Raw genomic sequence first — 14996 nt, 5'->3', positions numbered from 1 at the left:
GTCTCTGGCCTACCCCATTTCCGTCACCCTCGGGCCTGTCCCGAGGGTCCCTCGTCGGGGCGGGTGCGGACCGAGACAGGGATCCTGGGCACAAGGCCCAGGATGACGAGCCTGGGGTAGCGGGCGCTCTAGCCTGCGGGTCCCATCAGGCCCGTCCGCCCCCCGAAGGAGTCCGCGCCATGAGCGCCTCATCGACGCCCCCGCCCGGCCTCAGCCTGGGGATCGACTTCGGCACCACCAATACGGTGCTGGCCCTGGCTGCGCCTGGCGCGCCGGCCAGCCTCGCGCGGTTCCCGGCGCCCGAGGGCGATGTCTTCGCCTTCCGCTCGGCGCTCGCCTTCCATGCGCCCCCCGAACAGCCCGCTGAGCGCACGGTGGAGGCCGGCCCCTGGGCCATCGAGGCCTATGTGGAGGACCCGCTGGAGACCCGCTTTATCCAGTCCTTCAAGACCTTCGCCGCCTCTGCGAGCTTCACCGAGACTCAGATCCTCGGCCGCCGTTACGCCTTCGAGGATCTGCTCTCGGCCTTCCTGCTCAAGCTCCGCGACCATGGGGGCGAGACGCTGGCCGCCCTGCCCGCCCGGGTCATTGTCGGGCGCCCCGTCACCTTCGCCGGCGCTGCGCCTGATCCGCGCCTGGCGCTCTCGCGCTATGAGACGGCCTTCGCCCGTCTGGGGTTTTCCGAGATCGTCTATGTCTATGAGCCGGTCGGCGCCGCCTTCTTCTTCGCCCGCACGCTCAAGGCCGACGCCACCGTCCTGGTGGGCGACTTCGGCGGCGGCACCAGCGACTTCTCGATCATCCGCTTCAGGAAGGACGGCTCAGGTGCCTTCCGCGCCGAGCCCCTGGGCCGCTCGGGCGTCGGCGTGGCCGGGGACGCCTTTGACTACCGCATCATCGACCAGCTGGTCTCGCCGGCCCTCGGCAAGGGGTCGAGTTACAAGACCTTCGGCAAGACCCTGCCCATCCCCAACCGCTACTATTCGGCCTTCGCCCGCTGGGACCAGCTGGCGCTCCTGCGGGCGTCCCGGGACATGCGCGAGATCCGCAAGCTTGAGCGCGAGGCTGTGGAACCCGCCAAGATCGCCCGGCTGATCGAGATCCTCGACGACAACCACGCCTATCCCCTCTACCGGGCGGTCTCGCGCCTGAAGGAGGCCCTGTCGGCGCAGGATCAGGCGACCTTCGCCTTCGAGGCCGGCGAGGTCTCCATCGTCGCATCGGTGGGGCGGGGAGATTTCGAAGCCTGGATCGCCCCGGAGATCGGCAAGATCGAGGCCGCCGTCGACGAGGCCTTGAAGGACGCCGGCCTGACGCCGGACGGGATCGACCGGGTCTTCCTCACCGGCGGCTCGTCTCTGGTGCCGGCGGTCCGCGCCATCTTCGCCCGCCGCTTCCCGGCCGGGAAGATCGAGACCGGCGGGGAGCTGGAGTCCATCGCCTCAGGCCTGGCCCTGATGGGCCACGAACCCGACCTCGCCCGCTGGGGCGAGCGGGCGAGCCTCGTCTAGGCCGTGACGATCGCCGTCTCGCCGGCCGGGACCGCCAGCTTCGCCCGGGTGCTGATGGCGCCGCCGGGCGCGCTGACCTTGTCCATAACCCGGAAGGCCGTCTCCCAGCGCTCCGGCGTGACATCGCACAGCAGGTAGCCCCGCTGGGAATTGTTGAACTTCAGCTGCGGGTTGGCCGCCTGGATCTGCGCCATCCGCGGCGACTGGTCGGTCCCGTCGCCCCCTGAAGTGATGGAGGTGGCGACGAATTCCGTGGCGATCGCCCGGGGCTCGGGATTGCGGCCGTCCAGGTGCAGTTCGCCGGCATAGTTCTGATGCTCGTCCCCGGTCAGCACCACGGGGTTGGCCACCCGCCGGTCGCGGAGATGGCGCAGCAGGCGGGCGCGCGGTGTCCGATAGCCGCCCCAGGAGTCGGGATTGGCCATGTAGCCGGGGCCAGGATCGCGATCGAGATCCATCATCATCACCTGCTGGGCGATGGCGTTCCATTGGGCTGGCGAGGTCGCCAGGCTGTCGAAGACGAACCGCGCCTGCGCCGCCCCCAGGACCTCAGCGTCGGCGCGCTCCAGTTCATTGCAGGTCCCCCAGCGGCCGCCGCAGGGCTGGGCGCTGCGATACTGGCGGGTGTCCAGCAGGTTCAGTCGCAACAGGCTTCCATAGTCGGCCCGCCGGTAGAGCCGCATGGCGGCCCCCGTCGGGAAGGCCGAGCGTCGCAACGGCATGTGCTCGTAATAGGCCTGCATGGCCGACTGCTGGCGCAGGCGGAAGATGGCCGGGTCGGTTCCATCCTGGTCGAGGTCGGCGGCCCAGTTGTTGTCGATCTCGTGGTCGTCCCAGGTGACGAACCAGGCCGCGGCCGCATGGCTGGCCTGCAGGTCGGCGTCCATCTTGTACTGGGCGTAGCGCCGCCGGTAGTCGTCCAGGCTGTAGATCTCCTGGCCCACATGCTGGCGCTGATTGGCCTGGGGGCCGGCCGCGGAGTTCCACACCCGGGCCGAACGGCCCTCATAGATGTAGTCCCCGTAGCAGAAGACGAAGTCGAGTTCGTCCTCCTCCGCCAGGCGCCGATGGGCGGTGTAGTGGCCCTGCTCATAGTGCTGGCAGCCCACCACCCCGAACCGGGCGCGGGCGACCGTCGCGCCGGCCACAGGCGTGGTCCGGGCCCGCCCGGCCAGGCTGCGCTCAGCGCCGGAGGTGAAGCGGTAGTGATAGGTCCGCGCCGGCGACAAGCCCCCCACCTCCACATGGACGGCATGGGCCAGTTCCGGCCGGGCGACGGCCTCGCCCTTGGCGACGATACGGGTGAAGGTCTCGTCCTCGGCCACTTCCCAACTGACCGGCACGGGACGGGCGGGCATGCCGTGGCCGATGGCCAGGGGGTCGGGCGCGAGCCGCGTCCAGATCACGAAGCCGTCGGGCGCCGGATCGCCCGCCGCCACGCCCAGCTGGAACGGATAGTCGGCGAACACTGGCTGGGCGAGCGCCTGACGGGGGTCGAGCGCCGGGGCCAGGAAGGCGCCCAGCCCGGCGGCCATCAGCCGCCGTCGCGACAGGCTCAGGGCCCGAGTGATGTGGTCGTCCATGCGCGCCTCCCCAGGAACGCCGTCCATCCTAGCGGCTCTCCATGACGCCTGTGAGTCAGGACTCCCGCAGGCCGAGCGCCTCCAGGGCCTCGTCGGCGGCCCGCAAGCCGCTCTCCCAGGCCCCATGGGCGGTGGAGAAGGATCGGCTGGAGGTGGCCTCGCCGGCGAAGAACAACCGTCCGTCCACCGGTTCGGCCAGGGCGCGCCTGGCCGCCGCGCAGCCCGGCAAGGCGTGGGAATAGGCCCCCAGCGCCCACGGATCGTCGCCCCAGCGGGTCTCGGCCAGGGGCTGCAGTTGGCCGCGCACATCAGCGCCGTAATGGGCGACCAACTCGTCGATGGCCAAGGCGGTGGCCGCCCCGGGACCTTCCGCAGACAGGGCCCGGGCGTGATCGCCGCCGAAATAGCACTCGATCACCGGCCGCCCGAGGGGGCGCAGATAATAGCTGCCGGTGGCGGCCTTGTCGGTGGCGCCCCAGAGGTGGCTCTCCCGGGGAAAGACCTCCGGGGCGGAGGGGCGCAGGAACACCTTGTCGGCCTGGCCGAGCGGCAGGCCCGTGGCGGCGTCCACCTTGGCCGGCAGGCGGGGATGAATGCGGATAGCCTCCTGGGCGATCAGGGCGCTGGACACGGTCAGGACTGCGGCCTTGGCGGTGATGGCGCCCCGCGCGGTCTCCAGCCGCAGCCGCGGGCCCCCATGGTCAATGGACAGGACCGCGCAGTGCGGGACGATCAATGCGCGGGGGGCCAGGCTGCAGATCGCCGCCCCGTAGCCGTCCAGGGCCCGCCAGTCGACGCCGGTATCCTGGAAGGCCCCATAGTCCTGCACCGAGACCTGCGACAGGGGCGCGCCATTGTAGTAGGCGCTGAACGCCTCCAGCATCGGGGTCCAGCGCCCGGCGCTGGGCGGCAGATGGGCGACGGCGCGGCTCTCCTGACCGCTGCGGGCGGCCTGGTCCAGGGCCGCCTCAAAGTCCCGCATGGCCGCGGTGAAGGCGACCCGTTCGTCAGGACTAAGATTCTGATTGGTTTCCGGCCGTGACCAGGCCGGGGGCGTACGGTCCAGCGCTATACCCGCGCGGCTGAACAGGGCGGCCAGCGGGTTGCGGTCAGCGCTGTGCAGCCAGCCGCAGCCCAGGTCCAGGGGCAGGTCGCTGCGCGCGGCGAGCGTATGGGCGCGGCCGCCGATGCGGCCCTGCCCCTCCAGAACCACCACCGAAAGCGCCGCCCGGGAAAGGCGCGCCGCGGCGGCCAGACCGGCGGCGCCGGCCCCGATCACAACTACATCAAACTCGTCCTGCATAGGTCATCTAGGCAGGTTCTAAGGCCAAGGTTCAAGCCCCGGCTTCCGATGGGCTCAGGCGCCCGGGACGCCCAGATCCGCAGCCTCCAGGTCCAGGGCCTTGGCTGGTATCCGCCGCACGTCCGGCGCCTTTTCCGTCAGGTCCTCGATGAACAGTGCGGCGTCCCCGGCGATGATCACCGCAGCATCGTCTGGCGACAGCCGCTCGGCGGCGAACGCCCGCACCTGGTCGGGGCTCACCGCCTCCACCTTGGCGGTATAGGCGCTGATCTCCTCCAGGGGGATGTCCTGCAGGGCCAGCTCCCCCAGCACCCCGCCAAGCCCGCCCGCGGTCCCCAGGGCCCGGCCAAAGGCGCCGATCAGCACCGACTTGCGGGCGGTCAGCTCCTCGGCTGTCACGGGTTCAGCCGCCAGCCGGGTCAGTTCAGCAGCGATCAGGTCCATGACCTCAGGCGCGGACTCGTTCTTGGTCTGGGCCTGGGCCTGGAAGGCGCCGGTGGTCCGCCGCGCGGTCAGGCCCGAGCCCGCCCCGTAGGAGAGACCTCGCTTGATGCGGATCTCCTGGTTCAACCGGGCCGAATAGCCGCCGCCGAGGACCGAATTGGCGACGATGGCCGGATAGTAGGCCTCGTCCCGGCGGGCGATGGTCGGCTTGGCCAGGCGCACGGCGGCCTGGCCGGCGCCTGGGAGATCGATCACGACCACCTGTCGGCGGGCGGTGGGCGCCACCTGCGGTGGGGGCGGCAGGGGCGTGGCGGGCCGCGCCCAGTCGCCGAACGCCTGCCGGGCCAGGGCGAGGCCGGCCTCCGGCGAAATGTCCCCGCTGAGCACCAGTACGGCGTTGTCGGGCCTGAAATGGCGGTCGTGCAGGGCCTTCAGCCCCTCCGAAGACAGCCGGGGCAGGGAGGCTGGCGTGCCGTCGGCCGGATGGCCAAAGGCCGTGCCGGCGAAGATCACCGGGCCCACGGCCATGGCCGAGAGCTGGCCGGGATCCTCATAGGCCACCGCCATGCCGTCCAGGGCCTGGGCGGTCTGGCGCTCCAGTTCCTCCGGGGCGAAGGCCGGGTTGCGGACCACGTCGGACAGGATGGCGAAGGCTGGCGCGGCCTTGTCGGACATCACCGTGAGGCTGACGCTGGTCGACTCCAGCCCCGCAGAGGACGACAGGCTGGCCCCCAAGGCTTCGATCTGCTGGGCGATCTCCGGCGCCGTGTGGGTGGCGGTGCCCTCGGTAAGCATGGTCGCGGTCATGGACAGGGCGCCGGCCTGACCCTGCGGATCGGCGCCCGCGCCGGCCCGGACGATCAGGGCGGCCGAGATCAGCGGCAGGTCGCTGGAGCGCGCGACAATCACCCGCAGACCGTTGTCCAGCATGGTCTCAGATGGCGTGGGCAGGACCGGATCGACGGGCGCCGCCACCGGCGGCGGGGCCTGGCGCTCGGCTTCCGGCGCCAGGGTGACGATCTCGCCGTCGAACACCACCGCCTGGGCTGGCGGCGGAGCAGGTTCAGCCGCGACCGATCCCGCCGGGCGGGCGCTCTCGGGGCGGTAGCGGATGGTCATCCGGCGATCTTCGGCCAGGTAAGTCTGCGCCACCCGCTGCACGTCGGCGCCGGTGACGGCGGCGAGGTCAGCCAGTTCGGTATTGGCCTTGGCCGGGTCGCCTTGTGTCGCCCAGGCATAGCCGAGCGCAAAGGCCCGACCATCGACGGTCTCGCGCTCGCGCAGGGCGCTGGCGATCAATTCGTTGCGGGCCTCATCCAACTCGGCCGCCGTCGGCGGTGCGGCGCGCAGGCGGGCCACCTCCGCCAGCAGGGCGGTCTCGCCCGCGTCCACCTCCTGGCCGCTGGCCAGGATGGCGCCGACGGCGAACAGGCCGGGCTGTTGCGGCAGATCGGCCTGGGAGAAGGCCTCCACCGCGATCTGCTGCTCATAGACCAGCCCATTGTAGAGCCGTGAGGACTTGCCCCCTGAAAGGATGGCGTCGAGCACCTTCAGCGCCGGGGCGTCCGGGCTGGAGGCCTGGGCGCCCAGCCAGGTCAGGACCACGGCGGGCAGGGGGACGTTGGGGCCATAGCCGTCATAGACGCCCGGCCCGGTGCGCGCCGGCTCAACCGCTTCAACCCGCTTGAGAGGCGCCTCGGGGGTTTTCAGGGGCGCAAAATACTTGTCCACCCAGGCGTCGAGCTGGGCCGGCTGAAAGTTGCCGACCACGACCAGCACGGCGTTGTCGGGGCGATAATAGTCCCGGTGGAAGGCGCGCACATCGTCGATGGTGGCGGCGTCCAGCTCGGCGATGGAGCCGATTCCGGGGCGCTTGTAGGGATGTTCCTGATAGCTCGCCTGGGGGATCATCAGGCCAAACAACCGGCCATAGGGGGCGGCCAGGATGCGCTGGCGCAGCTCCTCCTTCACCACATCCCGCTCGGAATTGAAGATCTCGGCGTCCACCACCAGGGCGCCCAGCCGCTCGGCCTCGGCCCAGAGCAGGCGTTCCAGGTGATTGGCGGGGACCACTTCGTAATAGTTGGTGAAGTCGTCCCAGGTCGAGGCGTTGTTGAAGCCGCCGACGTCCTCGGTCATGCGGTCCAGGGTCTCGGACGGCATGTTGCGGGTGGCCTTGAACATCATGTGTTCAAAGAGATGGGCGAAGCCCGAGCGGCCCAGAGGGTCGTCCTTGGAGCCGACCCCGTACCAGACCTGGACCGTCACGTTCGGGGTGGTCGCGTCGACCCCGCTCAGCACCCGCAGGCCATTGTCCAGCACCCGCTCGCGATACTCGATCGGCGGAATGTCGGCGGCCTGGACGGCCAGCGGCGCGGCCAGCAGGACGGCGGCGAGGGCGATGCGGGTGAAGGCGCGAAACATGGCGGGCTCCGGGATAGGGCGAGGCCAAATCCATAGCATTCTGAGCGGTCCGCGAAAGCCGGGGCGTCAGACGCCGCCCTGACGCTCCCTCCCAACCGTCACCCTCGGGCTTGCCCCGAGGGTGACGGGCGGAGGCGAAGGCGCCCTAGTCAGCCAGCTTGACCAGCATCTTGCCGGAATTGGCGCCTTCCAGCAGGCCGATCAGGGCCTGGGGCGCAGCAGCGATCCCGTCCATCACCGTCTCCTGGTACTTGATCTTGCCCTCACGCAGCCAGGCGGCCATGTCGCGCTGGAAGTCGGGCTGCAGGTGCATGAAGTCCGTGCCCACAAAGCCCCGCAGCATCACCCGGGAATAGATGATGTTGGACAGATTGCGCACCGGCGACTGGCCTTCGTTATAGCCCGAGATCATGCCGCAGACCGCGATACGGCCCAGCGTGTTCATCCGGCGAAGCGCGGCTTCCAGGTGCTCGCCGCCGACATTGTCGAAATAGACGTCGATCCCCTTGGGCGTGGCCTCTTCCACGGCCTTGCGGATCGGCTGGGTCTTGTAGTTGATCACCGCGTCCAGGCCGACCTCGTCGCGCAGCCAGGCGGCCTTGTCGTCAGACCCGGTGGAGCCGACCACATAGCCGTTCTTGATCTTGGCGATCTGGGCGGCCATCGAGCCGACCGCGCCGGCGGCGGTGGAGACGAACACCTGCTCGCCCTCCTTCATCGCGCCGATGAACAGCAGGCCGCCATAGGCCGTGAAGCCGGTCATGCCCAGCGCATGCATATGCACGGTCAGCGGCAGGCCCTCGGCGGGCGCCAGCTTCGACAGGCCCTTGGCGTCGGACACAAAATACTCGCGGAAGCCGAGGCGGTTGTTGACCAGGTCGCCGACGGCGAAGTCCGGGCTCTTGGACTGGACCACGCGACCCAGCGCCCCGCCCATCATGGCCTCGTTCAGGGCCTGGCCGGCGGTCAGCCGCGGGCGCATGGCCGGGTCCACCGACATGTAGAGGTTCTGGACCAGCACCTGGCCGTCGGCGGCGTCAGGGACATTGGTCTCGACGATCTCGAACTCGCTCGCCTGCGGCATGCCGTTGGGGCGGGTGATGAGATGAACTTCGCGGCTGATGGGCATATGGCCCTCCCTTATTGGTCTTGAATGGGCGAAAACAATGGGGCGGACCATGGACCGCACCGATCAGGGGCTTCAACCCTGACGCAAGGGAAGGGGGCTGGCTATGGCCGTGCGCGTAAAGGTGGACGAGGCGACCGTCGCCGCCCTGGTCGCCGACCAGTTTCCCCAGTGGGCGGGCCTGCCGGTCGCCCGGGTCATGCCCGGGGGCTGGGACAACCGCACCTTCCGCCTTGGCCCTGATCTGCTGGCGCGTCTACCCGCCGCCGACCACTATGTCGCCCAGGTGGAGAAGGAGCAGAGATGGCTGCCGCGCCTGGCCGCCGGGCTGCCCTTGCCGATTCCCGCGCCCCTGGCCCTGGGCGCGGCGGGGCGCGACTATCCCTTCCCCTGGTCGATCTGCGCCTGGATTGAGGGGCAGACGGTGGCTGCGGCCGAAGGCCTCGACCATGTGACCCTGGCCCGAGATCTGGCCGATTTCCTGCTGGCCCTGCACGCCATCGACACCTCAGGCGGTCCGGCGGCGGGCGCACACAACTTCCACCGGGGCGGCGACCCGGCGGTCTATGACGGCCAGACCCGGGCGGCGGTGGAAAACCTCGGAGATCAGATCGACGGCGGCGCGGCCCTGGCCCTCTGGGAGTCGGCCTTGGCGACCCGCTGGGAGCGCCCGCCGGTCTGGATCCATGGGGACGTGGCGCCGGGAAATCTGCTGGTGCGGGATGGGCGGCTGGCCGCCGTGATCGACTTCGGGACCTGCGGGGTCGGCGATCCGGCCTGCGACCTGGCCTTCGCCTGGACCTTCCTGAGTGAGGCCGCTGGCGAGGTGTTTCGCCAGCGCCTGGGCCTGGACGACCGCTGCTGGCTGCGTGGCCAGGCCTGGGCCCTGTGGAAGGCGCTGATCGTCGTGGCCGGCGCGCCGGGCGTCCACACCCACGAGCGCGACCTGCACCTACGGGTATTGAGGCGGCTGGGCGTCATCTAGGGCGGATATGCCCGGGGGAAAGAGCCGGGTCAGCCGCCTCCGATCACATCACCCCAGTCGAGCCGCCGCGCCACCGCATAGGCGGGCTTGTCGCGACGGGGCACGAAGCGTTGCTCCAGCGTCCCGGTCTCCACGCAGAGCTTCAGGTCGATGCCGGGCTTGGCCGTGCGCGGCGGGCTGAGCACCCGGGCGGCGAAGGGCTCCACCGTGACGCTCTCCCGGGCCGCGGCGATCCAGATGAACTTCTCGTCCTCGAAGGGGACCTCGGCCCCCTTGGCCAGCCGGTGGTCGCGGGAGCGGGGCAGGCGCTGGACAAAGTGGCACCAGTCGGGCGCGCTCAGCGGACAGGCCTGGGCGTGGGGGCATGGGCCGACCAGCCGCGCGCCGGCCTCGATCAGCTGGGTGCGGGCGCCAAGGATCCGCTGGTAGCCGGCCGGCGTGCCCGGCTCCACCAGGATCAGCACGCCCTCGCAGGCGTCCCAGAGCCGTGTGACCAGGGCGGTTTGCGCCGGCGCCGGGATCTCGGCCAGCACATAGGAGGCGACCACCAGCTCGGCCCGGGGCCAGGCTTCGGCCTGGTTCGCCGTGAGGTTGGCCCGTCGCCGCTCGGCGCCCGCCAGCACCGGTGGTCCGGCCTCCCCGAGAATCCGGGCGAGGTCGAGGAAGGGCCCGCTCTCGTCCAGCAGCAGGGCCGCCTCGATCTGTGGCCAGACCTCCAGCGCCGCCCAGGAGGCCGTGCCGGGACCTGCGCCGGCGTCCAGCAGGGTGGCCGGGGCGAAATCGGGACAGGCCTCGGCGACGGCCGAAAAGGCGGCCATGTCGGCGGCGTAGGTGGCCGGCAGGCGGGCCAGGGCGTAGGCCAGGGCGTCGTCCGGCGTCAGCACCACGCCCGCGGAGCCTGCGCCGCCGCGATAGGCGGCCGAGACCCGAGCCGCCCGTTCGGCCAGGTCGCGGCGGGAGACGCCTTCCAGTCTGGCGGCGATGGCGGCCCGCAAGGGGCCGGGAAGGTCGGGGCTCAAACCGCGACGCGATTCTGCACGAGGTCGTCGACCACGCCGGGCTCAGCCAGGGTCGAGGTGTCGCCCAACTGGTCGGTCTGGTTCTCGGCGATCTTGCGCAGGATGCGGCGCATGATCTTGCCGGATCGGGTCTTGGGCAGGGACGGGGCGAACTGCAGGGCGTCGAGGGCGGCGAAGGCGCCGATCTCCCGGCGCACCCAGCCCTTGATGTCGGCGGCCAGGATGTCGGTCAGCTCCACATCGGACTTGAGCGTCACAAAGGCGTAGATGCCCTGGCCCTTGATGTCGTGCGGATAGCCGACCACGGCGGCCTCGGCGACCGCCTCGTGGCCGACGAGCGCGCTCTCGATCTCGGCGGTGCCCAGGCGGTGGCCCGAGACGTTGATCACGTCGTCCACCCGGCCGGTGATCCAGTAGTAGCCGTCGGCGTCCCGGCGGCAGCCGTCGCCGGTGAAGTACTTGCCGGGATAGGTGCTGAAATAGGTCTGGATGAACCGCTCGTGGTCCCCATAGACCGTGCGCATCTGGCCGGGCCAGGAGTCGGTGAGACAGAGGTTGCCGCTGGTCGCCCCCTCCAGCACCTTGCCGTCGGCGTCCACCAGCTGGAAGCTCACGCCCGGCAGGGGCATGGCGCAGGAGCCGGGCTTGGCCGGCGTGGCGCCGGGCAAGGGCGTCGCGAGACAGGCGCCGGTCTCGGTCTGCCAGTAGGTGTCGACCACCGGGCAGCGGCCATCGCCCACCACCCGGTGATACCAGAGCCAGGCCTCGGGATTGATCGGCTCGCCCACCGTGCCCAGCAGGCGCAGGGACTTGCGGCTGGCCCGCTGCACCGGCTCGTCCCCGTCGCGCATCAGGGCGCGGATGGCGGTGGGCGCGGTGTAGAAGATCTCCACCTTGTGCTTGTCGATCACCCGCCAGAAGCGGGAATTGTCCGGCCAGGTGGGCACGCCCTCGAACATCACCGTGGTCGCCGCATTGGCCAGCGGGCCATAGACCACATAGGAGTGGCCGGTGACCCAGCCCACATCGGCGGTGCACCAGAAGACCTCGCCGGGGCGATAGTCGAAGACCAGCTCATGAGTGTGGGCCGCCCAGGTCAGATAGCCGCCGGTGGTGTGCAGCACCCCCTTGGGCTTCCCCGTCGAGCCGGAGGTGTAGAGGATGAACAGCGGGTCCTCGGCGTTCATCGCCTCAGGCTCGCAGGTGTCGGCGACGGTCTTCTTCAGCTCGCCATAGAAGGCGTCCCGGCCCTCGACCATCGGCACATCGGCCTTGGTGCGGCGCACGACGATGACGTCGGTGACGTCCGGGCAGGATTTCAGCGCCTCGTCGACATTGGCCTTCAGCGGCACGATGCGTCCGCCGCGCACGCCCTCGTCGGCGGTGATGACGATGCGCGAGTCGCAGTCCTGGATGCGCCCGGCCAGGCTGTCGGGGGAGAAGCCGCCGAACACCACCGAATGCACCGCCCCGATCCGCGAACAGGCCAGCATGGCCACGGCGGCGGCGGGAATCATCGGCAGATAGATGGTGACCCGGTCGCCCTTCTTGACGCCCTTGGCCTTCAGCACATTGGCCATGCGGCAGACTTCCGCATGCAGCTGGCCATAGGTCAGGGTGTCGTAGATCTCCGGATCGTCGCTCTCCCAGATGATCGCCACCTGGTCGGCCCGCTCAGGCAGATGCCGGTCGATGCAGTTGACGCTGACATTCAGCTCGCCATCGGCGAACCAGCTGATGTGGAGATCGGCGGCGGCGAAGGACACGTCCTTGACCTGGGTGAACGGCTTGGACCAGTCGAGCCGGCCGGCCACCCCGCGCCAATAGCCGTCCGGGTCGCTCTGGGCCTGGGCGCAGGCCGCCTCATAGCCGGCGGCGTCCATATGCGTCCGCTTGGCCCAGGCTTCGGGGACCGGAAAAATCTCGCCCTCACTCACGGCGCAACTCCCTCTTTCGACTTCGGCGCGGAGTATGCGGAGTGGGGGGCCTGTGGCAACCGGGCGTGTGAGGGGTTTTTGTGCGGGCGGCCACCGGCCTGTCCCGAGGGTCCCTGTCGAGGACGGGCGGGGGCCGCTTGGGCGACCTTGGGGACGAGGCCAGGGTGACGGCGGCAAGGCTGGGGTCCCCGACGAAAAAGGCCCCGCCGGAGCGGGGCCTTCGTGGGGATCTCTAAGCCGCCTTTTCGAACAGCTTGTTCCAGCGGCGGCGTTCGCGGGTCTTCCAGGAGCCGCGATGCCAGGCGTCCGAGGCGATCAGGGGGACCACGGTGGTGGCCTCGGCGAAGACCATCTGTTCCCAGGTGACGTCGACCTTGCCCCAGGAGCAGGCCTCCTGCAGCGTCGAGGACGAGCAGGCGCCGTCGCGCACATCGGCGACCGTCAGCTGGATGGCGTATTTGTGCATGTCGACTTCCTGGCCGAGGATTTCGGCGCAGACCACCGTGTCCTGGGCGAAGTTCTTGGGCACGCCGCCGCCCACCATGAACAGGCCCGTGGTGCCCGCCGCGATCTTAACGTCGGTCAGCTCGCGGAAGTCGGCGATGGAGTCGATGGTGAGATAGGGCTTGCCCGCCTTCATCCGCTCCACCTGATGCTTGACCAGGCCGAAGCCCGCCGAGCTATCGGTGAAGGCCGGGCAGAAGATCGGCACGCCTTCTTCATAGGCCGTCTGGATCAGCGAGCCGGGCTTCTTGGCGTTGCCCGCCGCCAGCCACTTGCCCATCTCCCAGATGAATTCCCGCGAGGAATAGGGCCGCGGCTCCAGCTGGTCGGTGATGTCCTTGATCACCGCGTCGCAGGTCTGCAGCTCTTCCTCGTCGATATAGGTGTCGTAGATCCGGTCGATATAGAGGGCGCGAAGGTCGCGATCGTCCACCGGCTCCTTGGCCTGGTAGTGCTTGAAGCCGAGGGCCTCAAAGAAATCCATATCGACGATGGAGGCGCCAGTGGCGACCACGGCGTCGATCAGGCCGTACTTCACCATGTCGCGATAGATGTGCATGCAGCCGCCAGCGCTGGTCGAACCGGCCAGGGTCAGCCAGGTCGAGCAGGTGGGATCCTCAAGCGCCATGGAGAAGATGTCGGCGGCCCGGGCGGTGTCGCGGCTGGTGAAACTCATCTGACGCATGGCGTCGATGATCGGGCGGGCATCGTACTGGTCGATGGCCACGTGCTCGACGGTGGACGACAGCAGCTCGGCCTTGCGGTTGGACTGAACCTCAGCGTTCATTCTCTTGGAGTCCTAGAGTTTGAGCGCCCGTCCATGGATAAAGGACGCGACCGGGACGGAGCGACCGGTCGCGTCTTGAAGCGGTGTTCGAAGAGCTGAACGCCCTAGCGCCGACGACGTTTCTTGCCCCGGGCCCGCGACAGCTTGACGACATTGTGGTTCTCGCTGCGCGGCACCGGAATGGCGCGCGGCGCGAGGCCATACATCGAGGCCATGGGCGGATCGTTGACCACCACGGTCTCGGTGTCGCCGAAGCCGTTGAAGCGGGTGTTCATCGCCACCCCGTAGGCGCCGAGCATGCCGATCTCGACATAGTCGCCCTCGCGCACATCCTCGGGCAGCCAGAAGGGGCCCGGCATGTGGTCCAGGGAATCGCAGGTCGGGCCATAGAAGCGATAGGGCTTCAGCGGCCCCTCGACCTCACGGGCCACCCCGTCCTCGCACCGGATCAGCTTCACCGGGAAGGGCCACTTGGTGTGGGTGGCGTCGAACAGGCTGCCATAGGAGCCGTCGTTCAGATAAAGGGCGTCGCCCTTGCGCAGCTCGACGGCGGTCAGCACCGAGGAGGCTTCCGCCACCAGGGCCCGGCCCGGCTCACACCACAGCTCGGTGGTTTCGTGGACCATCATCTCGGCGAAGCCGCGGTCGATGGAGTCCATGTAGTCGGCGAGCGCCGGAGGAACCATGCCGGGATAGACCGACGGGAAACCGCCGCCGACATCCACCACATCAGCGAAGACACCGGCCCGGACCAGCGCCCGGGAGGCCTGGCTCATGGCCGCCTGATAGGCGGTCGGCCGCATGCACTGGCTGCCCACATGGAAGGAGACGCCCATCAGCTCCTGGGTCGCCCGGCGGGCGGCCAGCAGAAGTTCGGGGGCCTCGTACATGTCGACGCCGAACTTGCCCGACAGGGAATAGGCCGCGCCCTCGGCGGCGACGCCCAGGCGAACCATCAGGTTCAGGTCCTTCGCGCCGCCCGTGGCGTCGAGAATCTTGGCCAGTTCCTCGTGCGTATCCAGCGCGAAGGTCCGCACCCCATGGTCGAAATAGGCCGTCGAAATGGAGCGTCGGCTCTTGACCGGGTGCATGAAGGCCATGCGCGCGCCAGGGGCGTGCTTGGCCACCAGCTCGATTTCCGGAACCGACGCCACGTCGAACGCCCGCACGCCATTCGCCGCAAGGGTTTCAAGCACCCACGGCGAAGGGTTGGCCTTCACAGCGTAGAAGACGTCGCCTTTAAAATTGTCCTGGAACCAGCGCGCCGCTAGGGCCACGGCGTCCGGTCGCGCAAAGGCGACAGGACGTTCCGGTGACCGCTCACGGACCAGGTCCAGGGGCGTATGGTACTTATGCACCTCACGCAACCCCCA

At 69.5% G+C, this 14996-nt stretch carries 10 protein-coding genes; 2 read left to right on the top strand and 8 right to left on the bottom strand.

What is annotated here, in order from left to right:
* Positions 1-179 precede the first annotated feature (179 nt).
* Positions 180-1511, top strand: a complete 1332-nt coding sequence (locus Q8K84_RS06860; RefSeq protein WP_305281869.1) for an Hsp70 family protein — start codon at positions 180-182, stop codon at positions 1509-1511.
* On the opposite strand, the gene Q8K84_RS06855 is transcribed toward Q8K84_RS06860, so the two are convergent.
* The 4 genes from Q8K84_RS06855 to Q8K84_RS06840 form a co-directional block, all read right to left on the bottom strand.
* Positions 1508-3094 (bottom strand): alkaline phosphatase, encoded by a 1587-nt coding sequence (locus tag Q8K84_RS06855; protein ID WP_305281868.1) that lies wholly within the window; start codon positions 3092-3094, stop codon positions 1508-1510. The genes Q8K84_RS06860 and Q8K84_RS06855 overlap by 4 nt on opposite strands.
* Positions 3095-3149: 55 nt before the next feature.
* Positions 3150-4397: an NAD(P)/FAD-dependent oxidoreductase gene (locus tag Q8K84_RS06850; RefSeq protein WP_305281867.1), complete on the bottom strand. Its 1248-nt coding sequence runs from the start codon at positions 4395-4397 to the stop codon at positions 3150-3152.
* A 54-nt stretch (positions 4398-4451) separates the two neighbouring features.
* Positions 4452-7265, bottom strand: coding sequence for a pitrilysin family protein (locus tag Q8K84_RS06845; RefSeq protein WP_305281866.1), 2814 nt, complete (start codon positions 7263-7265; stop codon positions 4452-4454).
* Between the two features lie 145 nt (positions 7266-7410).
* Positions 7411-8394: an NADP-dependent oxidoreductase gene (locus Q8K84_RS06840; RefSeq protein ID WP_305281865.1), complete on the bottom strand. Its 984-nt coding sequence runs from the start codon at positions 8392-8394 to the stop codon at positions 7411-7413.
* A 103-nt stretch (positions 8395-8497) separates the two neighbouring features.
* On the opposite strand from Q8K84_RS06840, the gene Q8K84_RS06835 reads away from it, so the two are divergent.
* Positions 8498-9376 (top strand): aminoglycoside phosphotransferase family protein, encoded by an 879-nt coding sequence (locus Q8K84_RS06835; protein WP_305281864.1) that lies wholly within the window; start codon positions 8498-8500, stop codon positions 9374-9376.
* Between the two features lie 29 nt (positions 9377-9405).
* Here the strand turns inward: Q8K84_RS06835 and Q8K84_RS06830 are convergent, their stop codons facing one another.
* From Q8K84_RS06830 to Q8K84_RS06815, 4 genes are all read right to left on the bottom strand, one after another.
* Positions 9406-10395 (bottom strand): small ribosomal subunit Rsm22 family protein, encoded by a 990-nt coding sequence (locus Q8K84_RS06830; protein WP_305281863.1) that lies wholly within the window; start codon positions 10393-10395, stop codon positions 9406-9408.
* Positions 10392-12278 carry an acetate--CoA ligase gene (acs, locus tag Q8K84_RS06825; protein ID WP_370867848.1) on the bottom strand — a complete coding sequence of 629 codons (1887 nt, stop codon included), beginning with the start codon at positions 12276-12278 and terminating at the stop codon, positions 10392-10394. Before acs ends, Q8K84_RS06830 begins: the two co-directional genes overlap by 4 nt.
* 286 nt (positions 12279-12564) lie before the next feature.
* On the bottom strand, positions 12565-13623 hold the full coding sequence (locus tag Q8K84_RS06820) for a deoxyhypusine synthase (protein ID WP_305281861.1): 1059 nt from the start codon (positions 13621-13623) through the stop codon (positions 12565-12567).
* A gap of 104 nt (positions 13624-13727) precedes the next feature.
* On the bottom strand, positions 13728-14981 hold the full coding sequence (locus Q8K84_RS06815; RefSeq protein ID WP_305281860.1) for a type III PLP-dependent enzyme: 1254 nt from the start codon (positions 14979-14981) through the stop codon (positions 13728-13730).
* Positions 14982-14996: the final 15 nt, after the last annotated feature.

The organism is Phenylobacterium sp., assembly GCF_030679875.1.
Taxonomy (GTDB): domain Bacteria; phylum Pseudomonadota; class Alphaproteobacteria; order Caulobacterales; family Caulobacteraceae; genus Phenylobacterium.
The sequence above is the reverse complement of the archived record's forward strand: the minus strand, read 5'-3'. Positions and strand labels throughout refer to the sequence as shown.